Source organism: Yersinia antarctica (assembly GCF_056636475.1).
Map to the genome: position 1 here is coordinate 2,258,716 of NZ_JBSJQF010000001.1, position 21,272 is coordinate 2,279,987.

A 21,272-nucleotide genomic window follows, 5' to 3' on the forward strand; every position below is an offset into this window, starting at 1 on the left:
GGGTCTATACCTACGATTCCGTAGTGAATCGGTAAATGGGTTATGACGATTTTCTCACCCGCAGATACCATTCACACAGCAAACGAACTTGCTTACGGGTATAGCCTTTCTCCATCATCCGATCGACAAAATCATCATGTTTTTTCTGCTCATCCGTTGAGGTCTTGGCATTAAAGGAGATAACCGGCAGTAACTCTTCGGTGTTAGAGAACATTTTCTTCTCGATAACCGTGCGCAGCTTCTCGTAACTGGTCCAGTTTGGATTACGGCCATTGTTATTGGCTCTGGCACGCAACACAAAATTGACGATTTCATTACGGAAATCTTTCGGGTTGCTGATACCCGCTGGCTTTTCAATTTTCTCCAGTTCAGCATTCAGTGATTCACGGTCAAACAGTTGCCCGGTGTCAGGATCACGGTACTCTTGATCCTGAATCCAGAAATCGGCGTAGATAACATAACGGTCAAAAATATTCTGACCATACTCAGAGTAAGACTCCAGATAGGCGGTTTGAATCTCTTTACCAATAAATTCAGCATATTTCGGGATTAAATAGCCTTTCAGGTGTTCGAGATATTTCTCCGCAACATCTTGTTGGAATTGTTCGCGTTCGATCTGCTGTTCCAGTACGTAGAACAGGTGCACCGGGTTAGCAGCCACCTCAGCGTGGTCGAAGTTAAATACTCTGGAGAGGATTTTAAAGGCAAAACGAGTAGAAAGGCCGTTCATACCTTCATCAACCCCAGCGTAGTCGCGATATTCCTGATAAGACTTGGCTTTGGGATCGGTATCTTTCAGGCTCTCACCGTCATACACCCGCATCTTAGAGTAAATACTGGAGTTTTCTGGCTCTTTCATCCTTGAGAGAATCGAGAAGCGTGCCAGCGTTTCCAGCGTGCCAGGTGCACAAGGCGCATGGGTCAACTCACTGTGATTTAACAGTTTGTCGTAAATCTTGATCTCTTCTGATACCCGCAGGCAATAAGGCACTTTGACAATATAAACACGGTCAAGGAATGCCTCATTATTCTTGTTATTACGGAATGTTACCCACTCGGATTCGTTAGAGTGCGCGAGAATTATACCGCTGAATGGCAGGGCGGATATCCCCTCGGTTCCGTTATAGTTCCCTTCTTGTGTCGCGGTCAGTAGTGGGTGCAGCACCTTAATTGGGGCTTTGAACATCTCGACGAATTCCATGATCCCCTGGTTAGCACGGCATAAAGCACCGGAATAACCATAAGCATCGGGATCGTTTTGGGCGTGATTTTCAAGTTTACGGATATCAACTTTACCGACCAGTGCCGAGATATCCTGGTTGTTTTCATCACCGGGTTCGGTTTTCGCTATCGCAATTTGTTCAAGGATAGAAGGCCAGACCTTGATAACTTTGAACTTGGTAATATCACCGCCAAAATCGTGCAGGCGTTTTGCCGCCCATGGCGACATAATCGTACCGAGATAGCGGCTTGGGATACTGTATTCTTTGGCCAGAATCGCCGCATCTTCCTGCGGATTGAACAGACATAACGGGTGGTCATTGACCGGGCTACGTTCACCGTTAGCACTTAAAATATAGATAGGCACCCGTTGCATCAGGGCTTTCAGTCGTTCAGCCAATGATGACTTACCACCACCCACGGGACCCAGCAAATACAGGATCTGTTTCTTCTCTTCCAGCCCTTGGGCGGCGTGTTTGAGATAGGAAACGATCTGCTCTATGGCTTCCTCCATGCCATAAAACTCTTCAAAAGCAGGGTAGCGAGCGATAACCCGATTAGAGAACAGTCGAGACATGCGGGACTCAAGCGCGGTATCGACCATGACTGGCTCACCAATAGCCATCAGCAGACGCTCAGCCGCATTAGCATACGCGCTGCGATCTTGCTGGCAGATTGTGAGGAACTCCTGGAGTGTGAACTCTTCGTCCTTGGCCGCCTCATAGCGCTGGCGATAGTGATCAAATATGTTCATAGCGATGCCCGTCCTGTTTGAATGGTTGGGAACATAAAATAGTAGTAGCGCTTTATTGGGTTAAAATTTTGAAACTACTACCTTATTGTTATGGCCGTGTCTCCTCCAAAGGTCAAGTTAAGCCAGACCACAGATTTGCCACCCCTCAAACAATAAATAACCATTATTTGGTAATTAAATCTATTTATTATTAGATTGGTAGTGTTTTGTATATGATTGCTTGAACTTATCTATTTGAATATCTCGATATTTTATTGTAATCAAATCTACGTAAACTTTTAGGTTGTCAGCCTCTTGGTTATCGGCGATAAGTTATACAAGCAATATCGATATCTGGCTGACATGTGTAAAGATTTCGCCACGGGCAACCAATTGATTTACACTAAGTTAACTAATTATTTTGTTACCAATGGGATTTAATCCGTGAAAAAACATTCTTTAAAAGCCAAGCAAATAAAAACACTGGCTGCTTTAGCAGTCGCTACGGCCGTTTGCATGCCGACGGCAATGGCAGGGACCTGGTCTTTGGGGGCTTCTGCGTTAGTCAGCCCAGACCCTTATCGGGGTAAGAATGACCGTGTCTATCCGGTACCTATCATTTCTTATGAAAGCGATAATTTCTACTTCCGTACCTTAGCTGCGGGTTATTACCTGTGGAAAGATGACAATAATCGCTTATCAATCGATGCTTATTACTTACCGCTGCACTTTACGCCAGGTGACAGTGATGATCAGCAGATGAAGCAGTTGGATAAACGCCGCAGTACCATGATGGCGGGGATGTCATATTCTCATATTGAGGATTGGGGGACGTTGCGCGCTATGTTCTCTGGCGATGTGCTGGATAATAGTGGTGGTTTTATCGGCGATTTGGCTTACCTTTACCGCTTTAACGTCGATAGCTGGACGCTGACGCCGGGGGTAGGTTTTAACTGGAACAGTGGTGATCAAAACAGTTATTACTATGGCGTGAGCGGTGCTGAATCTGCCCGTAGTGGCTTGGCGCAATACAACCCAAGTGATAGCTGGTCGCCATATCTTGAGTTGTCGGTGAACTACAACATCAATCCGAATTGGAATGCGTTCTTTACCGGCCGCTATGTGCGCCTGGCTAGTGAAGTGAAAAATAGCCCAATGGTTGATGCATCTTACAGCGGCGTGTTGTGGACTGGCGTGACCTATACTTTCCGCTAATTAATGACGCGGTAATGTTGAGCCATAAAAAATGGGGCATAGCGCCCCATTTTTGTGCCTAACGACATCTGGAACGTTAGCTATTTTTACGGCTACGGATGGTCATGGCAAGACGCGCCGGGGCGTCAAGTGTTGCCACCAACGGCTTATTCACTCGCGCTGTTTCCACGCAAACCATGGTTTTAAAACCCTCGTTTGGCATATCAACCATGCTACTAGACAACTCTGCACCTGGATTCCATGCCACTACATCACTTTGGTGATGATGATGTACTTCAATGGTGCGTTTGAGCGCCGCATCTTTTATCAAGCTATAGGCTTCGGGTTGTGTGTAGATACGGTCAGTCTGGCCGTTGAACACTAAATCGCCTTGTTGTGTGGCATCGGCAATTTTTAGCACTTTATCGAAGTATTTCTCACCCAGGCCACTGACTTTAATCTGGTCGATGTCGCCAATCTGGAAGTAAGTATGTAGCGCGGCTACTGCCTGATAATCACCGTGTGATTCCAGCTCCATTTCGCACTCATCACCTAGCTTGAAGCGGGCAATCAATGTGAAGGCATGCGGCCAGTATTTACGGGATTCATCACTGTCTTCCAGTGTGAAGGTCAGGATAACTCCATTCTCGTTTTCATCATGGGCACTGAGAGTCCATGGCAGTAGACGGGCAAAACCATGAGAAGGTTGTGCTGATGGACCAAACCAAGGCCAACAGATTGGCACGCCACCACGAATAGCGACGCCATCTTTAAACGGCGTGTTATTGCTCAGCCAAATGATAGGTTGCTCACCGCTAGGTTGATAGGCCAGCAAATGAGCGCCTTGTAGGCTTACTGCGGCACGCACCTTCGGATGAGAAACCACCACTACCGGCAATTCATCCAGTTGGCGTTGGCTGATGTAAGGCGAAATTTGTTCAACAACAGGTAGGGTGAATACTTTCTCGTTCATTCGTTTGGCCTTATGGGAAAGGGAGCAGGGATCCTTTGAATTTCAGACTCTCGATAATATCACAGGCTGTAAATCTTGTAGCAAATGGACGACACCGTAGTGGTGAATCATTGATATTGCGCAATTTATTATAGCTACAAATAAAAAAGCCACCCGAAGGTGGCTTTTGGCAGAAATCTACATCAATCCATTATTACTTGGAGATGTGAGAGATCAGGTCCAGAACTTTGTTTGAGTAGCCAGTTTCGTTATCGTACCAAGAAACCAGTTTCACAAAGTTGTCGTTCAGCGCGATACCGGCTTTAGCATCGAATACTGAAGTCAGTTTTTCGCCGTTGAAATCGGTAGAAACAACGTCGTCTTCGGTGTAGCCCAGAACGCCTTTCAGCTCGCCTTCTGAAGCCGCTTTGATAGCAGCACAGATTTCTTTGTAAGAAGCTGGTTTTTCCAGACGTGCAGTCAGGTCAACAACTGAAACGTTAGGAGTAGGAACGCGGAACGCCATACCTGTCAGTTTGCCGTTCAGTGCTGGGATAACTTTACCAACTGCTTTAGCGGCACCAGTAGAAGAAGGGATGATGTTCTGGGATGCGCCACGACCGCCGCGCCAGTCTTTATGAGACGGGCCATCAACAGTTTTCTGCGTTGCAGTAGTTGCATGCACAGTGGTCATCAACGCTTCAACGATACCGAACTTGTCGTTGATAACTTTAGCCAGTGGAGCCAGGCAGTTAGTGGTGCAAGAAGCGTTAGAAACGATTTCCTGACCCGCGTATTCTTTGTGGTTGACGCCCATAACAAACATAGGGGTGTCATCTTTAGAAGGACCAGTCAGAACCACTTTCTTAGCACCGGCAGCGATGTGCTTACGTGCTGTTTCGTCGGTCAGGAACAGGCCAGTTGCTTCAGCAACAACGTCAACGTTAACTTCGTTCCACTTCAGGTTAGCCGGATCTCTCTCTGCGGTAACACGGATGGTTTTACCGTTAACAACCAAGTGGCCGTCTTTTACTTCTACAGTACCGTCGAAACGACCGTGGGTAGAGTCGTATTTCAGCATGTACGCCATGTATTCAGCGTCCAACAGGTCGTTGATTGCAACGATTTCGATGTCAGAACGTTCCTGAGCAGCACGGAAAACAATGCGACCGATACGGCCAAAACCGTTGATACCTACTTTGATAGTCATATATTCCACCAGCTATTTGTTAGTGAATAAAAGGTTGGTTGTAAAATTACAAAAACCTTGCCGAGCGTCAAGCGGAATCGTGTCAATTATTGCTACAAATCAAACCAACGACGTTAGATCGAACATTAATCACGCGTTTCCAGATACGATTAGCCTCATTTTTATATTGGGGCGAATTATTCAGTTTAAAGTGAGAATCGGTAATATTTGCGATTTTTATCGCATTTATACCCAAAATGATTGGCGTTGCAGGTAGGCAGCTAGCGAACGAATCCCGATGAGCTTACATTAGTAAGTGATTCGGGTGAATGAGCGTAGCTAACAACCCTGCCGCGTCAAGTATAAAGGGTATATGCGGTTGTCACTTTGATGGCATACAGTTTAGGACAATTTTAACTGCTTTGTTGTTAATTTTTTGTTATTATTAAACGTTGTTTTCGTTGACTTTATTCCCTGCCAGAGAACCGCACAAATGGCTAAAGAACTGAACTCTACACCCGATATTGAGAAACTGTCCGATATTCAGCGTCATGTCACCCAGCAGCGCGGGACAGAAGCCCCGTTTAGTGGCAAATTGCTGCATAACAAACGCGATGGCATCTATGAGTGTCTGTGTTGTCATCAACCTTTGTTTATCTCAGAGTCGAAATTTGACTCTGGCTGTGGTTGGCCGAGTTTTTACCAACCTATCAAAGATGACTCTATCCGCTATATTGATGATAATTCACACAATATGATTCGAGTTGAAATTCGTTGTGGTAATTGTGATGCTCACTTAGGCCATGTTTTCCCCGATGGGCCGCAGCCTACGGGCGAGCGCTATTGCGTGAACTCGGCGTCATTGAATTTTGTTGATGACCAGAATGGCGAGCAGATTGCCGGTTGATACTCAACGATTATGCATGTTGAAAAATCGATTCAGCTTATTATTCGTTTTGCTAAGGATACTTTGATGGAGCTTGAAGACCTGATTTCAGTGATGACACCTGAAATTTATCAACGTTTGATGCAAGCGGTTGAGTTGGGTAAATGGCCGGATGGTGTGGCACTGACACCTGAGCAGAAAGAGAATAGCCTGCAAATGGTAATGCTATGGCAAGCCCGTCACAATGAGGATGCTCAGCATATGAGTATTGGCACTGATGGCCAAATTGTGATGAAAACCAAGCAAGAATTGAAACAGCAATTCAGCCAGCCAACATTGGTAAAACTGAAGCCAGAATAGGGCTGTTACCCACAAGATTTATCAAAATCAGCGGAGCCGAGTGAGGCTCCGTTGGTGCTATTTTTATTGCCAGTTATTTGCTTGCTGAATCCATTTCAGCTAGCCACTGTGCCAGTGTTTGTAAGCTTGCCCCTGCTTTATGCATCGTATTTAGGGCGTGTTGACTGTCATGCGGTTGTAGGTTGACCCCGCGACAACCGTCACTGATGACCGTTGTTTGATAACCCAGAGCTAATGCATCCAAGACGCTATATTTCACACAATAATCAGTTGCCAGCCCCACGCCAATTCCCAAACGAAATGCAACAAAGTGACCCACCGGTCAGGTACGGATAAAATAGCCGTATTGACCCTGTCGGAGACCCTGTTGCATGAAGGGAAAACATTTGACTCAGCATGAGCGCTTTTACATCGAAAAACGAAAAGCTGAAGGCGTTAATCAGTCCTGCATTGCCAGAGAACTGGATGTCTCTCGCTCTACCCTGAGCCGGGAGCTCAGGCGTAATACGGACCCCGCTTTCAACGGACTTTACTCCTCCAGACGCGCTGATGCCTTAGCCAGACAACGGCGGGGCGCCACCTCGGCACACAATGCCTGTTTCCCTCTGGGCCAGCAGACACAAGACTTTCTCCGGCAGGCGCTGGCTGTACATACCTCCCCTGAGGTTATCTCTGGGAGACTGAAAATCCAGTTTGATATCGCCGTCAGCAAAAATACCCTCTACCGCTATATCCGTTCGGACAGACAGGCTGGCGGTAAGCTTTACCTTCAGCTCCCTCACCGGGGTAAACGCTATCGCTATGATACGGGTGAGCCCGGACGCACGCCCATCCCGGACAGGGTTGGCATTGAGCACAGGCCTGCTGAGGCTGAACTCAAACAGGTTCCCGGGCATGTTGAAATCGATACGATTTTTGGCAAAGACCAGAAGTCATTCCTGCTGACGGTCGTGGACAAAGCCACAAAGCAGGTCATTATCCGTAAACTCCCCAATAAGTGCGCTGAGAGCGTCGTGGAAGCGTTCAGGGACATCGTGGCGAATACTTTCTGCGAGTTTAAAACCCTGACGGCAGATAACGGACCCGAGTTTGCGAAACATAAGGACATCACTCAGGTAACGGGCGCAAAGGTTTACTTTGCCCGGCCTTATCATTCCTGGGAGCGGGGGTTGAATGAGCATACCAACGGTCTGATACGGCGGTTTTATCCGAAAGGAACCGATTTTAATGGCGTCAGCGATGAAGATATTGCGAGACTGGAGCACATCCTCAACACTCGGGGGCGCAAATCTCTGGAATACAGCTCACCGAATGAGGTATTTTTAGAGTATCTACTCGCTGCATAACGCATGATGGTTTGTTGCGTTTCGTTCGGGAATGGGGCCCATAATGAACAAACGATCTATCCCTTGCTGCCGTAACCACTCATCCAAAGGGGTTTTTGCTCGCCGACCATTGTCAAAAAAAGCGCTGTAGCTATCAATATCAGGATCTTGGCCTTTGCGGAACGTGGCATCAATTGCGTGTTGTTTCAATTGCAGATGTAAGGCGGCCCCTGGCTCATTTTGCACACAATGCACTGGCCACCAAACTTGTGGTAACCCATCCAGCTCACCTACGGTACCCGATTCCGCATTTGAATTGACGGCAAAGCTGCGGTGCCCGGCAGGGTGCCAATCCTGGCTGGCAATAATAGGTATCTTTTTGCTAAGGCAGGCATCAATAGCTTGATTGGCAATGGCAATAACCTGATCACCCTCAGTAACAGCCAGCGCCCCTCCCGGACAAAAGTCATTTTGTAAATCAATTAAAAGCAGTGCCGCATTCATTGATATTCCACCGGATCAGTTAGTGTCAGTGAGTTCACCACGCAGGTTTTGTTGCATTAACCGGCGAATGTCTTCAGGGGTTAAAGATTGACTCAATAAATAATGTAGTTTTGTCAGTGCGGCCTCGACCGTCATATCAAAGCCACTGATAACACCGGCGTGGGCCAATGCATTACCGGTTGCATAGCCTTCCATATTGACTCTACCGGAAATACATTGTGTCAAATTCACTACCACAATACCTCGCTCGCTGGCATTTTTTAACTCATCCAGTAACTCGGCTTTTTGTGGTGCGTTTCCCACACCATAAGAACGTAAAATCAGGGCTTTAACGGGCTGCAACAGGAAGTTGCGCACCACCGCGCCGGATATCCCAGGATAAATAGTCACCACACCGATCGGTTGAGGGGTGATGTTATGGACAATCAATGGCCCATTATTGGCTGGTGACTCGACCGACACCATACGCCGAATATGAATACCAGCCTCAAGCAGTACTGACAGATTCGGGGAGGCAAAAGCATCAAAACCATCAGCATGGGCTTTAGTGGTGCGATTGCCACGGAATAATTTGTTGTTAAAGAACAGACTGACTTCATTCACTGGGTGGTTCGCGGCCAGATAGAGGGCGTTAAGCAAGTTGGTTTGCCCATCAGAGCGTAACTCTGCCAACGGGATCTGAGAGCCGGTAACAATCACTGGCTTGGCCAGATTTTCTAACATGAATGACAGGGCCGAGGCTGTAAATGCCATGGTGTCTGTGCCATGTAAAATAACAAAGCCGTCGTATAAGTCGTAGTTTTGCTCAATATCGTTGGCAATATGCTGCCAGTCCTCGGGTGTCATATCTGAGGAGTCAATTAATGGCGCATATTCATGGATAGTGAAATCAGGCATTTCGGGACGATGGAACTCAGGCATCAGCGCAAGTTGGCGTTGCAGATGGCCGGATACGGGGATGTATCCATGTTCCGAGCGCTGCATACCGATGGTACCGCCAGTATAGGCAACATAAATAGATTTCTTCTGCATAAGCATGAGGGCCTGAAAAGTAGTACTGAATAAGATGAGTGAATTATAGGGAGACTGACGAGGAAAAAAAGCCCGGCGGGTGCCGGGCGGAGTATTTTGATTAATTTTCTAGCGGACATCACCACAGGTTAGGCATAACGCATAGCGATTCTGCGGGTCATTCAATGTACTGAGTAAACTTGGCTGCTCTTTCACGGCTTGCGCCATAGCAGATAGCGGGGCAGGTATCCAAGCCTGAATGGCGGCGGGTAACATGGCCTGTACCGATGCGCTCATTTGGCCGAAAATCAAGTCACTAAGACTCGGCTCATCAACAAACCAATTCAACTGCCAGGTTTTCAGTTGTGCCAGCTCCGCGACCTTCTTCACCGCGTCATCAAAGTCACCTAACTGATCCACCAGACCGTTACTTTTAGCATCAATCCCAAGCCACACATGGCCCTGTGCGATTTGATCCACTTGTTCAGGGGTTTTATGACGTGAAGTTGCGACCAGGTCAATAAAGGTCTTGTAGCCATTTTCGATATTAATTTGCATCATCTGCGAAAACTCAGGCGGCAAGTTTTTAGTAATCGAAATATCGGCTAATGGCGACGTGGCTACGCCGTCAGTATGAACACCAATACTTTCCAATGAATTTTGGAAGGTATTAATCACGCCGAAAATACCAATCGAGCCGGTAAGGGTGCTCGGGCTGGCAACGATATAGTTAGCGGGTGTGGAGATCCAATACCCACCCGATGCCGCCATTCCCCCCATCGATACCACCAAGGGTTTATTGGCTGCGCGTAACGCCGCTAATTCTGAACGAATCAACTCAGAGGCGCTGACACTGCCCCCAGGGCTATTTACTCGCAGAATTACGGCTTTAATTTTTGGATCTAAACGCGCCTGGCGAATCTGTGCTGCCAGCGAGTCGCCACCCACGTTGCCCGGAGTTTGCGGACCATCAATGATGGCGCCGTTAGCAAAAATAACCGCTATCTGCTCGCCCTGCTGTGGTGTAGGTACCGGTTGATAGTCATAAATACTGACGTAATTAAAGTCGTTATTCTTTTTATCCCAACCAAAGGTTTTAACCAACTCGGTTTCTACCTCAGGGCGTGACGCTAATGTATCCACCAGTTTATTGTCCAGCGCATATTTTGCCGGAGAACCGCCAGCGGCTTGCAACCCACTGATAACACCCGCGGCACCTGGGAACAGTTGCTCTGGCGTTAACTGCCGGTTGGCAGCAACAGCAGTAAGATAATTTTGCCATAACCCACCAATCCAGCGGCTGTCTGCTTCACGTGCAGCCGGTGACATATCATCACGAATCATCGGTTCAACCGCGGACTTGTAGGTGCCAACCCGGAAGATATTAGTGGTGACTTTAAGTTTTTCCAGCAACGATTTGTAATAGAGGTTATTACTGGCGAAACCATGCAGATCGACCGCCCCTTGTGGCGATAGATAGATTTTATTAGCAAAGCTGGCTAAATAGTATTGGGTTTGATTATAGCTATCGCCAATTGCATAGATTGGCTTACCGCTGTCACGGAATTCCCGCAGCGCTTTACCTATATATTGCAATGAAGGTTGGTCGGCACCGGTAAAATCACTCAGTGACAGCACCAAACCGGTAATATTTTTATCGGTTTTTGCCAGACGAATAGTTTCGACAATATCAAACAGCGAGTTTTCCTGTAGGCGATTACTGGATGCCCCTAAGAACTCACGCCCCAATTGACGTAATTTATTGTTTACCGCGGGCTGATCAACCACCACGCCACTTAAATTTACCAGCAGCGCGCCTTTAACCGGTTCTGCTGGTTTACTTTGGAACTGAAGGTAAATACCCACACCGACTAAAATTAACAGTATTAAGAACAGATTAAGAATAAATTCCCTGACGAAATTAAGCAGACGCCAGGTCCACTTGAAAAAGCCAGCAATAATTCGCCACAAAGTGCGCATGTTATCTCCAACAAAACCGGGCAAGTACGGTTATCCTAATGACCTGACGAACAAATGTCAGCTTTAAATCACTGTTAAGCCTAGCCGAAAGGTCAACACTGGCAACAAAACGACAACTTATGCTACCGTGCTGAAAATGAAAATCGTTATCAGGAGAGAATGATGGATGCGTTAGAACTGTTACTTAACCGCCGTTCGGCGTCCCGTTTGACCACCCCAGCCCCAACGGGTGAGGCATTGGATCATATTATCCATGCGGGCATGCGGGCACCTGACCATGGCACATTGCAGCCATGGCGCTTTATTTTGATTGAAAATGAGGGGCTAGAACGTTTTAGTCAATTGTTACAACAAGCAGTGCAACATGATGGTGCTGATGACGCCGTATTGGAAAAAGCAAAACAAGCGCCGTTTCGTGCGCCGCTGATTATTACCGTTATTGCTCATGTCACTGAAAACCCCAAAGTGCCCAATTGGGAACAAGTGGTTTCCGCCGGTTGTGCGGTACAAGCGATGCAAATGGCCGCACTGGCTCAAGGCTTTAATGGTATCTGGCGTACCGGCTCCTGGACCCATCATCACGTGGTTCGTCAGGGGTTTGCCTGCCGTGAACAAGATGAAATAGTCGGCTTCCTTTATCTCGGCACACCACAACTGAAATCAGCGACGAAAGTGACCCCACTGGATTACACCACTTTTGTGAGCTATTTCTGATAGTTATATGGTCTATAATCAATAGGTTTCAAGGCGCCAGCGAAGCAGCAAATCGCTTGGGGCCGTCTTGAACATCACAGCTTATGCACTTTTATAGGAACTAAGCTGTGTTTTCGTCTGCTTTGTGACCAACCTATCTGCCCGACAGCGGCCTCTACTTACCAAGCCACGCCATAGGCGCTACCATAGGCAGTCTGGATACTAGGCCTACGAGCATAATTCCTCAATAAACTGCTTATTACTGACCATCACACGGGAGAGTGTTATGACACCGCCAGCGATACGTCTTACCCAATACAGCCACGGAGCGGGGTGCGGTTGCAAAATTTCGCCCAAAGTTTTGGATAAGATATTGCATACCGATCAGCAGAAGCTTCTTGACCCCCGGCTGTTGGTGGGGAATGAAACGCGTGATGATGCAGCAGTTTATGATATTGGCGGCGGTGTTGGCATCATCAGCACTACCGACTTTTTTATGCCGATCGTTGACGATCCCTTTGATTTTGGCCGAATTGCAGCCACCAATGCTATCAGTGATATCTATGCGATGGGGGGTAAACCCATTATGGCGATTGCCATCCTGGGCTGGCCGATAGATAAACTGGCACCTGAAGTTGCCCAACAGGTTATCGAGGGCGGGCGCTATGTTTGCCAGCAGGCCGGTATTTCTCTGGCAGGGGGGCATTCCATTGATGCGCCTGAGCCGATTTTCGGTCTGGCGGTCACCGGAATCGTCAGCACTGAGCAGGTTAAGAAAAACAGTGCCGCACAGGCTGGTTGTAAGCTATTTCTGACCAAACCGCTGGGTATTGGTATTCTGACGACGGCAGAAAAGAAAAGTAAGTTGCGACCTGAACATCAAGGGGTAGCAACAGAAACCATGTGTCAGTTGAATAAATCAGGGGCGGACTTTGCCAGTATTGCCGGTGTCACTGCCATGACCGATGTTACCGGGTTCGGCCTGTTAGGGCATTTAAGCGAGATTTGTCAAGGGTCTGGTGTTCAGGCCAAATTACATTTCTCGGCTATACCGCGATTACCTGCGGTTGAAGAGTATATTGCTGCGGGTTGTGTGCCGGGGGGAACTGGGCGTAATTTTGACAGTTATGGCCATCTGATCGGCGAGATGACCGAGTTACAGAAAACGTTATTGTGTGACCCACAGACTTCCGGTGGTTTGTTGTTAGCCGTATTGCCTGAAGCGGAGGCTCAGGTGCAGGCTATTGCGGCTCAGCACGGTATGACGCTCAGTTCTATTGGCGAGTTGAGCTCTGTGGATAACCGCCGGGCGTTGATTGAGATTACAGAATGACCTTTTCTTTGATGCATTTTTGCGGTGAATGATGCGACTTTTTATTGCTGAAAAACCCAGTTTGGCGCGAGCGATTGCCGATATTTTGCCAAAGCCGCATCGTCGAGGCGATGGATTTATTGCCTGTGGCAGTGATCAAATGGTGACTTGGTGTGTGGGTCACTTGCTGGAACAGGCCCAACCTGATGCTTATGACAGCCGCTATGCACGTTGGTCGTTAGCTGATTTACCTATTATTCCTGAAAAATGGCAACTACAGCCTCGGCCCTCGGTCAGTAAGCAATTGAATGTTATCAAACAACTTTTGCAACAGGCCGACGAAGTGGTGCATGCCGGTGACCCGGACCGCGAAGGGCAACTGTTGGTTGATGAAGTATTGGATTACCTCGATTTGGTGGCAGAGAAGCGGCAAAATGTCCGCCGTTGCCTGATTAACGATCTCAACCCGCAGGCAGTGGAGCGTGCGGTGGAGCGTTTGCGTTATAACCGCGAGTTTATCCCGTTATGTGTTTCGGCATTGGCCCGCGCCAGAGCCGATTGGCTATATGGCATCAATATGACCCGTGCCTATACTATTCTTGGGCGTAATGCAGGTTATGATGGTGTTTTGTCAGTAGGGCGGGTACAAACGCCGGTATTAGGCTTGGTTGTCCGCCGTGACGAAGAAATTGAAGATTTTATTCCCAAAGACTTTTTCGAAGTTAAAGCCCATATTGTCACGCCTGCGGATGAGCGTTTTATTGCCCTATGGCAGCCGAGTGATTCTTGCGAGTCATATCAGGATGAAGAAGGGCGCTTGTTGCATCGGCCACTGGCTGAACATGTGGTTAATCGCATCACGGGTCAGCCTGCATTTGTAACTTCCTATAATGATAAACGGGAATCAGAAACCGCACCGTTACCCTTTTCCCTTTCGACATTGCAGATTGAAGCTGCTAAACGCTTCGGTTTGAGCGCTCAGCAAGTTCTGGATATTTGTCAGCGTTTATATGAAACGCACAAATTGATTACGTATCCGCGTTCAGATTGCCGATACCTACCAGAAGAGCATTTCGCTGGGCGTCATTCGGTATTGAATGCCATCAGCATTCATCAGGCTGACTTATTGCCGTTGGAGGTAATGGACAGTGATCGGCGTAATCGCTGCTGGGATGACAAAAAAGTCGATGCCCACCACGCCATTATCCCAACAGCACGGGCCAGTAAGGTGAATCTAACCACTGATGAAGGCAAAGTTTACCGATTGGTAGCACAGCAGTATCTGATGCAATTTTGTCCAGATGCACAATTTCGTAAATGTGTCATTGAGCTCGATATTGCTGGCGGCAAGTTTGTCGCTAAGGCCCGTTTTCTGGCGGAGGCGGGGTGGCGTACCTTGCTTGGTAGCAAAGAGCGCGATGAAGAAAATGAAGGCTCGCCGTTGCCGGTGGTGGAGAAAGGTGCTGAATTATTGTGTGAGCGGGGTGAGGTTGTTGAACGGCAAACTCAGCCGCCACGACCATTTACCGATGCCAGTTTATTATCAGCGATGACCGGAATCGCGCGGTTTGTGCAGGATAAAGAGCTGAAAAAAGTGTTACGTGCAACAGATGGGTTGGGGACTGAGGCAACACGAGCTGGGATTATTGAGCTACTTTTCAAACGTACTTTTTTATTCAAAAAAGGGCGTTATATTCATGCAAGCCCTGCGGGAAGAGCATTGATTCACGCGCTGCCTGATATTGCTGCACGGCCCGATATGACGGCCCATTGGGAATCGACACTGACACAAATCAGTGAGAAAAATTGTCGTTATCAGGATTTCATGCAGCCACTGGTGGCAACATTGCAAGATTTAATCAGTCAGGCAAAACAAAATCGTTCACCTCAGGTTTTTCGCGGGTTGCCAGCAGCACCGTCTGGGGCGATAAAGAAACGTAAAAAAGCACCGTCCAAAACCAAGGATAATAAGTCATGAGAATATTGTTATTGCTAGGTTGTATTGGTTTTGCCTCGCTTATTTCTGCTGCGGCGATGGCCAATCGTAACAATGTCGATGTTGTTGTTCCTTTGCCACCTGAAATATGGAATAACTCATCAAATCGCAACACGAATAATAATCCGTGCACTCGCTGTTGTGTCTATCAAAATCAGAATTATTCTGAAGGTGCTGTATTGCGAGTTGAAGGTGAAGTGTTGCAGTGTGTGCGTGATAGCAGTGTGATCGGTACCAATCCATTGATTTGGAAGCGGTTGACCAGGTAACAGGCTAACGTTTCTGGGCAATAAACGCATCTAAAAGCGGAACATCGGCGGGTGCCAGAGGGTAACGGTAAGCCTCCTCTGGTGCCAACCAGACCACTGCGGAGTGACAATGCAATGCTAGCTTGCCGCTGAAACTCTCAACGAGCCAGGCATGCAATCTGATGGTCTGTTTATCTGAATCCCATTGATTGGTGGCGATATATCGGGTCACTGATGCCTCAATATTTAACTCTTCGGCCAGTTCACGTATCAGAGCCTGAGGTTGGTTCTCTCCCGCCTCAACTTTCCCTCCAGGAAACTCCCACAAACCGGCCTGATCACGGCATGAGTCCCGCTGAGCCAGCAGAATCTTACCATTTTGTTCAATAATGGCGGCGACAACATCAATCATTTTTTGTTTACCCAGCTTTGGTCGCGTATTGGTAAGTGGTAGGCCCATTTTGATAGGGCCTCCACTTATGTCATCAGAGCGCGAATTCAGACCATACTGGCGCGTGGTCTGAGGGTTTTTCCATGCCGCGAATTGCATAATCAATTCCTGTCGCAACGCAGCGGGTAGCCAGTGGCTGACTTGCCAACAATAAATCTATACGCAGGCCTCTATTCTCATCAAAACCACGGGAGCGATAATCAAACCACGAAAATTGATTGTTACACTCAGGATTAGCTGCACGGAATGTATCAACCAGCCCCCAGTTTTGTAAACGCTCCAGCCAGGCACGCTCTTCAGGCAGAAATGAACACTTACCTGTGCGCAGCCAACGTTTACGGCTCTCTTCGCCAATACCAATATCCAGGTCAGTTGGACTAATATTTAAATCCCCCATAATCAGTACCTGAGCATCTGCTGAAAGTTGTTGTTCCAGATATTGTTGTAAGTCAGCATAAAAACGCTCTTTTGCTGGGAATTTTATGGGGTGATCACGGCTTTCTCCTTGGGGGAAATAGCCATTAATAACAGTGAGAGGACCATTTGGCGTTGCAATATCAGCCATTATAATACGACGTTGAGCATCTTCTTCATCAGTAGGGAAGCCACGACGAACAGCCAATGGTTCATTTTTGGTTAACAGCGCCACACCATAATGACCTTTTTGCCCATGATAAAAAACGTGGTAACCATGCTGACTGACATCCTCAAGGGGAAACATATCATCATGTACTTTCGTTTCCTGAAGGCCGATAACCTCTGGTTGATGTTGCTCGATTATCGCCGCTAGTTGATGTGGTCGAGCACGTAGGCCATTGATATTAAAAGAGACAAACTTCATGGTTAGCACCGTTTATTCGATAAAAATGATTTCAGATATTAGCAGATACTGAATAAAAATGTAACGCACAGGTAAAGAATAAAGAAATTGGATAATACCGATTGATAACGAAAGTGAAATAAAATAATACCAATGAATTTAGTTGGTAATTCTATTTGCCATTTATAGCTATTAAAATTTAAGTCGCCATTCAGATATCTATTTATGCTTTAAATTAATTATCTGGAAGTGACCACTATTAAAATAAAACGTGAACGGTGGTTTTGTATTTGTAAATATCAATTATAAATTAAAATTATATATTTTTTGTGAATGTAGTGCAGGGTTATTAGCGGTGTAACCACCTTGAAAGTTAAAGGGTGAAAATATCGTTTTTTTATTCTTTGCAATGGAGTTATTCATTTTAACTACCAGAGCTATCCGATTCCAGCTACGTATGTTAACTGATTTTGTAACGGGGTGGATAAAAAATAGTTATTAAATATCATAGAACTACGAATGGTTGTCTGTTAGAAATATGTGTAATGTTGAGATGCTAATAGACAGAGTCTTACAGTTTTTTCGTAAAAAACGACATCAAAGTATTAATTTCTACGCAGTAATAAATTTTTATAATTTACCTTTCAATTATTTTAAATGCAATTTATATAATAAACTTATTTAATGTTGAATGTTATCTACAGCTAGCCTTGTGCATGTTGACATGCCTGTCATTTTTTCTGATAAATTTTTACGCAAAGGATTAGTGAATTATGTTTCTATCTCGAAAGCTAGAGGCTTTTATGGCCGTAGTCGAAAATGGCTCGCTGAGTAAGGCCGCAAGGGTGATGAACAGGACTACACCTCCGGTAGCAAAGTCGATCAAAGACTTTGAAAATATAATAGGGAAAAAACTTTTTAAAAGAGAGAAATTTGGTATGAGTTTAACAAGGGATGGTGAGATTTTATATAATGATCTAAAAGATTTATATCAGCAAGAAAAAGAAATCACAAAAAAACACCTTACTGGGCACGTATCGAATGTCATCAATATTTACTACGATTGGGGTAAAAGTGAGAACTTGACAAAACTCTATCGGGAGGCAGAAAAGAATAACATTCAAGCTAATATAATTAAATTTTACTATGAAAATATTGATGAAATTGGAGACTATGATGGAAATTCACTTATCCTGTCATCAGAAAAAATCTCTAGCGAAAGATTTACGTTGTTAAACGAAGTGCCAGACAGTGGTTTCGGTATCTATGGACGCAAAGATATAATAAATGAAAGTCAAGATATTATAAATATTCTCCACAAGAATGTTTGGTTGTGCAACCCGACACTATATAGAAGTGACTTTGTTAGGAATCTTGAAGAATCAGTTAAAAAACAACATGATAAAGTTAGTGTTAGGCAGGTGGATAACCTGGCTTGCTGCCTAAACTTTATTTACTCTGGTCGCTATATATGTATTACAGATTCAATAATGGATGATTTTAATGGTGATTCTAAACTGGATTTTATAAATTTAGCCAGTTTTGAAAGTGAGAATAAGTTATATTTTTATAAATCACGCTCACATTCAAGTGTATTAAATAGACTTATTGAGTACATTCATACGATGGTATAAAACTATCTAGACTATTAGCCGGTTGTATCGCTACCCTCGGCGACCTTCCCTGATGGCAATATCTTTGATTTTTATTGTTTTTATTGGATTGGAATAACTCTAGCGCCAATTCCCAAACGAAATGCAACAAAGTGACCCACCGGTCAGGTACGGATAAAATAGCCGTATTGACCCTGTCGGAGACCCTGTTGCATGAAGGGAAAACATTTGACTCAGCATGAGCGCTTTTACATCGAAAAACGAAAAGCTGAAGGCGTTAATCAGTCCTGCATTGCCAGAGAGCTCGGCGTCTCTCGCTCTACCCTGAGCCGGGAGCTCAGACGTAATACGGACCCCGCCTTCAACGGACTTTACTCCTCCAGACGCGCTGATGCCTTAGCCAGACAACGGCGGGGCGCCACCGCCAATTCCCAAACGAAATGCAACAAAGTGACCCACCGGTCAGGTACGGATAAAATAGCCGTATTGACCCTGTCGGAGACCCTGTTGCATGAAGGGAAAACATTTGACTCAGCATGAGCGCTTTTACATCGAAAAACGAAAAGCTGAAGGCGTTAATCAGTCCTGCATTGCCAGAGAACTGGATGTCTCTCGCTCTACCCTGAGCCGGGAGCTCAGGCGTAATACGGACCCCGCTTTCAACGGACTTTACTCCTCCAGACGCGCTGATGCCTTAGCCAGACAACGGCGGGGCGCCACCTCGGCACACAATGCCTGTTTCCCTCTGGGCCAGCAGACACAAGACTTTCTCCGGCAGGCGCTGGCTGTACATACCTCCCCTGAGGTTATCTCTGGGAGACTGAAAATCCAGTTTGATATCGCCGTCAGCAAAAATACCCTCTACCGCTATATCCGTTCGGACAGACAGGCTGGCGGTAAGCTTTACCTTCAGCTCCCTCACCGGGGTAAACGCTATCGCTATGATACGGGTGAGCCCGGACGCACGCCCATCCCGGACAGGGTTGGCATTGAGCACAGGCCTGCTGAGGCTGAACTCAAACAGGTTCCCGGGCATGTTGAAATCGATACGATTTTTGGCAAAGACCAGAAGTCATTCCTGCTGACGGTCGTGGACAAAGCCACAAAGCAGGTCATTATCCGTAAACTCCCCAATAAGTGCGCTGAGAGCGTCGTGGAAGCGTTCAGGGACATCGTGGCGAATACTTTCTGTGAGTTTAAAACCCTGACGGCAGATAACGGACCCGAGTTTGCGAAACATAAGGACATCACTCAGGTAACGGGCGCAAAGGTTTACTTTGCCCGGCCTTATCATTCCTGGGAGCGGGGGTTGAATGAGCATACCAACGGTCTGATACGGCGGTTTTATCCGAAAGGAACCGATTTTAATGGCGTCAGCGATGAAGATATTGCGAGACTGGAGCACATCCTCAACACTCGGGGGCGCAAATCTCTGGAATACAGCTCACCGAATGAGGTATTTTTAGAGTATCTACTCGCTGCATAACGCATGATGGTTTGTTGCGTTTCGTTCGGGAATGGGGCTATAGCATTTATGGCGACTGGAGTAAGGGTATCGCGGATGTGGTACCTTATTGATTTTGTATGAAAAGTTTAGTTTACTTATCGGATTTTAACTCATTATCTATATCCAACGTTATTGGAGTTGCTGGTAGGCAGCAAGCGAGTAAATCCCGATGAGCTTACATAGGTAAGTGATTCGGGTGAGTGAGCGTAGCTAACAACCCAGCAGCTTCAAGAACAAAGGATATAACTACAAGCGGGCCATACTGGCCAGAGGAAGAGAGAACAATGCCACATCTCGCAGAGCTGGTTGCCAAAGCTAAAGCAGCCGTAGAAGATGCCCAAGATGTTGCCGCGTTGGATTTGGTACGCGTCGAATATCTAGGTAAAAAAGGCCATTTGACCCTTCAAATGACATCACTGCGCGAGCTGCCAGCTGAAGAGCGCCCGGCAGCGGGGGCCGTTATTAATCAGGCCAAGCAGGAAGTACAAGAAGCGCTTAATGCACGTAAGGACAAGCTGGAATCAGCGGTCATGAATGCCCGATTGGCAGCCGAAACCATTGATGTCTCTCTACCGGGGCGCCGTATGGAAAATGGTGGGTTGCATCCGGTTACCCGCACTATCGATCGTATCGAAACGTTCTTTGGTGAGTTGGGCTTTTCCGTTGAGTCTGGCCCGGAAATTGAAGATGACTATCATAACTTTGATGCATTGAATATTCCGGCTCATCACCCAGCGCGTGCTGACCACGACACCTTCTGGTTTGATGCTACCCGATTGCTGCGCACCCAAACCTCGGGCGTGCAAATTCGCACCATGAAAACCCAGCAGCCACCTATTCGAATTATTGTGCCGGGCCGTGTGTATCGTAATGATTACGACCAAACGCACACTCCAATGTTCCATCAAATGGAAGGGCTGATTGTTGACCGTGATATCAGTTTCACCAATTTGAAAGGCACCTTGCATGACTTCTTGCGTAATTTCTTCGAAGAAGATTTGCAAATTCGTTTCCGCCCTTCCTATTTTCCGTTTACCGAACCGTCCGCTGAAGTGGATGTGATGGGTAAAAATGGTAAATGGCTTGAAGTGCTTGGTTGCGGCATGGTGCATCCAAATGTATTGCGAAACGTCGGTATTGATCCTGATATTTATTCAGGTTTTGCATTCGGTATGGGGATGGAACGCTTAACTATGTTGCGTTACGGCGTCACCGATTTGCGGGCATTCTTCGAAAATGATCTGCGTTTCCTCAAACAGTTTAAGTAAGGCGGGAAT

19 protein-coding genes and 2 pseudogenes are annotated in these 21,272 nt (G+C 46.6%); 12 read left to right on the forward strand and 9 right to left on the reverse strand.

The genetic code is table 11. The features are described from left to right. Nucleotides 1–40 precede the first annotated feature (40 nt). Nucleotides 41–1,975: a protein kinase YeaG gene (gene yeaG, locus ACWJJO_RS10410; RefSeq protein WP_083158970.1), complete on the reverse strand. Its 1,935-nt coding sequence runs from the start codon at nt 1,973–1,975 to the stop codon at nt 41–43. A 423-nt stretch (nt 1,976–2,398) separates the two neighbouring features. On the opposite strand from yeaG, the gene ACWJJO_RS10415 reads away from it, so the two are divergent. After that, a complete protein-coding gene (locus ACWJJO_RS10415) occupies nt 2,399–3,169 on the forward strand; it encodes a MipA/OmpV family protein (RefSeq protein WP_372558945.1) in 771 nt (256 codons plus the stop codon). A 76-nt stretch (nt 3,170–3,245) separates the two neighbouring features. Here the strand turns inward: ACWJJO_RS10415 and ACWJJO_RS10420 are convergent, their stop codons facing one another. Next, the gene (locus ACWJJO_RS10420; RefSeq protein ID WP_083158968.1) at nt 3,246–4,121 is read right to left on the reverse strand and encodes a D-hexose-6-phosphate mutarotase; all 876 of its coding nucleotides are present in this window, start codon (nt 4,119–4,121) and stop codon (nt 3,246–3,248) included. Between the two features lie 193 nt (nt 4,122–4,314). Continuing rightward, entirely contained in the window at nt 4,315–5,310 is a 996-nt protein-coding gene (gapA, locus tag ACWJJO_RS10425; protein ID WP_032819960.1) for a glyceraldehyde-3-phosphate dehydrogenase, read from the reverse strand. Nucleotides 5,311–5,782: 472 nt separating this feature from the next. On the opposite strand from gapA, the gene msrB reads away from it, so the two are divergent. Then, nucleotides 5,783–6,196, forward strand: coding sequence for a peptide-methionine (R)-S-oxide reductase MsrB (gene msrB, locus ACWJJO_RS10430; RefSeq protein WP_083158967.1), 414 nt, complete (start codon nt 5,783–5,785; stop codon nt 6,194–6,196). Between the two features lie 66 nt (nt 6,197–6,262). Beyond that, nucleotides 6,263–6,535: a YeaC family protein gene (locus ACWJJO_RS10435; RefSeq protein WP_083163662.1), complete on the forward strand. Its 273-nt coding sequence runs from the start codon at nt 6,263–6,265 to the stop codon at nt 6,533–6,535. Nucleotides 6,536–6,608: 73 nt separating this feature from the next. On the opposite strand, the pseudogene ACWJJO_RS10440 reads toward ACWJJO_RS10435, so the two are convergent. Continuing rightward, nucleotides 6,609–6,818 (reverse strand): annotated as a pseudogene (locus ACWJJO_RS10440) (isochorismatase family protein); the annotation flags it as partial. An 88-nt stretch (nt 6,819–6,906) separates the two neighbouring features. Between ACWJJO_RS10440 and ACWJJO_RS10445 the strand changes: the two are divergent. Continuing rightward, a complete protein-coding gene (locus ACWJJO_RS10445) occupies nt 6,907–7,881 on the forward strand; it encodes an IS30 family transposase (RefSeq protein ID WP_481091001.1) in 975 nt (324 codons plus the stop codon). A gap of 36 nt (nt 7,882–7,917) precedes the next feature. Here ACWJJO_RS10445 and pncA read toward each other — a convergent pair. The 3 genes and pseudogenes from pncA to sppA form a co-directional block, all read right to left on the reverse strand. Next, nucleotides 7,918–8,364: pseudogene (pncA, locus tag ACWJJO_RS10450) on the reverse strand (bifunctional nicotinamidase/pyrazinamidase); the annotation flags it as partial. Nucleotides 8,365–8,379: 15 nt separating this feature from the next. Continuing rightward, nucleotides 8,380–9,396: an asparaginase gene (ansA, locus tag ACWJJO_RS10455; protein ID WP_083158965.1), complete on the reverse strand. Its 1,017-nt coding sequence runs from the start codon at nt 9,394–9,396 to the stop codon at nt 8,380–8,382. Nucleotides 9,397–9,504: 108 nt separating this feature from the next. After that, a complete protein-coding gene (sppA, locus tag ACWJJO_RS10460; RefSeq protein ID WP_083158964.1) occupies nt 9,505–11,355 on the reverse strand; it encodes a signal peptide peptidase SppA in 1,851 nt (616 codons plus the stop codon). A 162-nt stretch (nt 11,356–11,517) separates the two neighbouring features. On the opposite strand from sppA, the gene ACWJJO_RS10465 reads away from it, so the two are divergent. From ACWJJO_RS10465 to ACWJJO_RS10480, 4 genes are all read left to right on the forward strand, one after another. Beyond that, nucleotides 11,518–12,069 carry an NAD(P)H nitroreductase gene (locus tag ACWJJO_RS10465; RefSeq protein ID WP_083158963.1) on the forward strand — a complete coding sequence of 184 codons (552 nt, stop codon included), beginning with the start codon at nt 11,518–11,520 and terminating at the stop codon, nt 12,067–12,069. 265 nt (nt 12,070–12,334) lie between these two features. Beyond that, nucleotides 12,335–13,381 (forward strand): selenide, water dikinase SelD, encoded by a 1,047-nt coding sequence (selD, locus tag ACWJJO_RS10470; RefSeq protein ID WP_083158962.1) that lies wholly within the window; start codon nt 12,335–12,337, stop codon nt 13,379–13,381. Between the two features lie 31 nt (nt 13,382–13,412). Further along, a complete protein-coding gene (locus ACWJJO_RS10475; protein ID WP_193784666.1) occupies nt 13,413–15,338 on the forward strand; it encodes a DNA topoisomerase III in 1,926 nt (641 codons plus the stop codon). Further along, a complete protein-coding gene (locus tag ACWJJO_RS10480; protein ID WP_083158960.1) occupies nt 15,335–15,625 on the forward strand; it encodes a DUF1496 domain-containing protein in 291 nt (96 codons plus the stop codon). The genes ACWJJO_RS10475 and ACWJJO_RS10480 overlap by 4 nt, the downstream gene beginning before the upstream one ends. Nucleotides 15,626–15,629: 4 nt before the next feature. Here the strand turns inward: ACWJJO_RS10480 and ACWJJO_RS10485 are convergent, their stop codons facing one another. Further along, nucleotides 15,630–16,016 carry a pyrimidine (deoxy)nucleoside triphosphate diphosphatase gene (locus ACWJJO_RS10485; RefSeq protein WP_083163659.1) on the reverse strand — a complete coding sequence of 129 codons (387 nt, stop codon included), beginning with the start codon at nt 16,014–16,016 and terminating at the stop codon, nt 15,630–15,632. 73 nt (nt 16,017–16,089) lie between these two features. Next, on the reverse strand, nt 16,090–16,896 hold the full coding sequence (xthA, locus tag ACWJJO_RS10490; RefSeq protein WP_083158959.1) for an exodeoxyribonuclease III: 807 nt from the start codon (nt 16,894–16,896) through the stop codon (nt 16,090–16,092). 752 nt (nt 16,897–17,648) lie between these two features. Here xthA and ACWJJO_RS10495 point away from each other — a divergent pair. The 4 genes from ACWJJO_RS10495 to pheS all read left to right on the forward strand — a co-directional run bounded on the left by ACWJJO_RS10495 (nt 17,649) and on the right by pheS (nt 21,263). Then, nucleotides 17,649–18,509 (forward strand): LysR family transcriptional regulator, encoded by an 861-nt coding sequence (locus tag ACWJJO_RS10495; protein WP_372569139.1) that lies wholly within the window; start codon nt 17,649–17,651, stop codon nt 18,507–18,509. A gap of 192 nt (nt 18,510–18,701) precedes the next feature. Then, nucleotides 18,702–19,028 (forward strand): helix-turn-helix domain-containing protein, encoded by a 327-nt coding sequence (locus tag ACWJJO_RS10500; protein ID WP_481091002.1) that lies wholly within the window; start codon nt 18,702–18,704, stop codon nt 19,026–19,028. Further along, nucleotides 19,000–19,974, forward strand: a complete 975-nt coding sequence (locus ACWJJO_RS10505; RefSeq protein ID WP_481091001.1) for an IS30 family transposase — start codon at nt 19,000–19,002, stop codon at nt 19,972–19,974. The genes ACWJJO_RS10500 and ACWJJO_RS10505 overlap by 29 nt, the downstream gene beginning before the upstream one ends. A 305-nt stretch (nt 19,975–20,279) precedes the next feature. Then, complete coding sequence (pheS, locus tag ACWJJO_RS10510; protein ID WP_083158696.1) at nt 20,280–21,263, forward strand: phenylalanine--tRNA ligase subunit alpha; 984 nt, start codon at nt 20,280–20,282, stop codon at nt 21,261–21,263. Nucleotides 21,264–21,272: the final 9 nt, after the last annotated feature.

Excerpts from the sequence above, each read along its gene's own strand:
- yeaG (WP_083158970.1), bottom strand. The coding sequence starts at position 1,975 with ATGAACATATTTGATCACTATCGCCAGCGCTATGAGGCGGCCAAGGAC.
- ACWJJO_RS10420 (WP_083158968.1), bottom strand. The coding sequence starts at position 4,121 with ATGAACGAGAAAGTATTCACCCTACCTGTTGTTGAACAAATTTCGCCT.
- gapA (WP_032819960.1), bottom strand. The coding sequence starts at position 5,310 with ATGACTATCAAAGTAGGTATCAACGGTTTTGGCCGTATCGGTCGCATT.
- msrB (WP_083158967.1), top strand. The coding sequence starts at position 5,783 with ATGGCTAAAGAACTGAACTCTACACCCGATATTGAGAAACTGTCCGAT.
- ACWJJO_RS10435 (WP_083163662.1), top strand. The coding sequence starts at position 6,263 with ATGGAGCTTGAAGACCTGATTTCAGTGATGACACCTGAAATTTATCAA.
- ACWJJO_RS10445 (WP_481091001.1), top strand. The coding sequence starts at position 6,907 with ATGAAGGGAAAACATTTGACTCAGCATGAGCGCTTTTACATCGAAAAA.
- ansA (WP_083158965.1), bottom strand. The coding sequence starts at position 9,396 with ATGCAGAAGAAATCTATTTATGTTGCCTATACTGGCGGTACCATCGGT.
- sppA (WP_083158964.1), bottom strand. The coding sequence starts at position 11,355 with ATGCGCACTTTGTGGCGAATTATTGCTGGCTTTTTCAAGTGGACCTGG.
- ACWJJO_RS10465 (WP_083158963.1), top strand. The coding sequence starts at position 11,518 with ATGGATGCGTTAGAACTGTTACTTAACCGCCGTTCGGCGTCCCGTTTG.
- selD (WP_083158962.1), top strand. The coding sequence starts at position 12,335 with ATGACACCGCCAGCGATACGTCTTACCCAATACAGCCACGGAGCGGGG.
- ACWJJO_RS10475 (WP_193784666.1), top strand. The coding sequence starts at position 13,413 with ATGCGACTTTTTATTGCTGAAAAACCCAGTTTGGCGCGAGCGATTGCC.
- ACWJJO_RS10480 (WP_083158960.1), top strand. The coding sequence starts at position 15,335 with ATGAGAATATTGTTATTGCTAGGTTGTATTGGTTTTGCCTCGCTTATT.
- ACWJJO_RS10485 (WP_083163659.1), bottom strand. The coding sequence starts at position 16,016 with ATGATTGATGTTGTCGCCGCCATTATTGAACAAAATGGTAAGATTCTG.
- xthA (WP_083158959.1), bottom strand. The coding sequence starts at position 16,896 with ATGAAGTTTGTCTCTTTTAATATCAATGGCCTACGTGCTCGACCACAT.
- ACWJJO_RS10495 (WP_372569139.1), top strand. The coding sequence starts at position 17,649 with ATGTTTCTATCTCGAAAGCTAGAGGCTTTTATGGCCGTAGTCGAAAAT.
- ACWJJO_RS10500 (WP_481091002.1), top strand. The coding sequence starts at position 18,702 with ATGAAGGGAAAACATTTGACTCAGCATGAGCGCTTTTACATCGAAAAA.
- ACWJJO_RS10505 (WP_481091001.1), top strand. The coding sequence starts at position 19,000 with ATGAAGGGAAAACATTTGACTCAGCATGAGCGCTTTTACATCGAAAAA.
- pheS (WP_083158696.1), top strand. The coding sequence starts at position 20,280 with ATGCCACATCTCGCAGAGCTGGTTGCCAAAGCTAAAGCAGCCGTAGAA.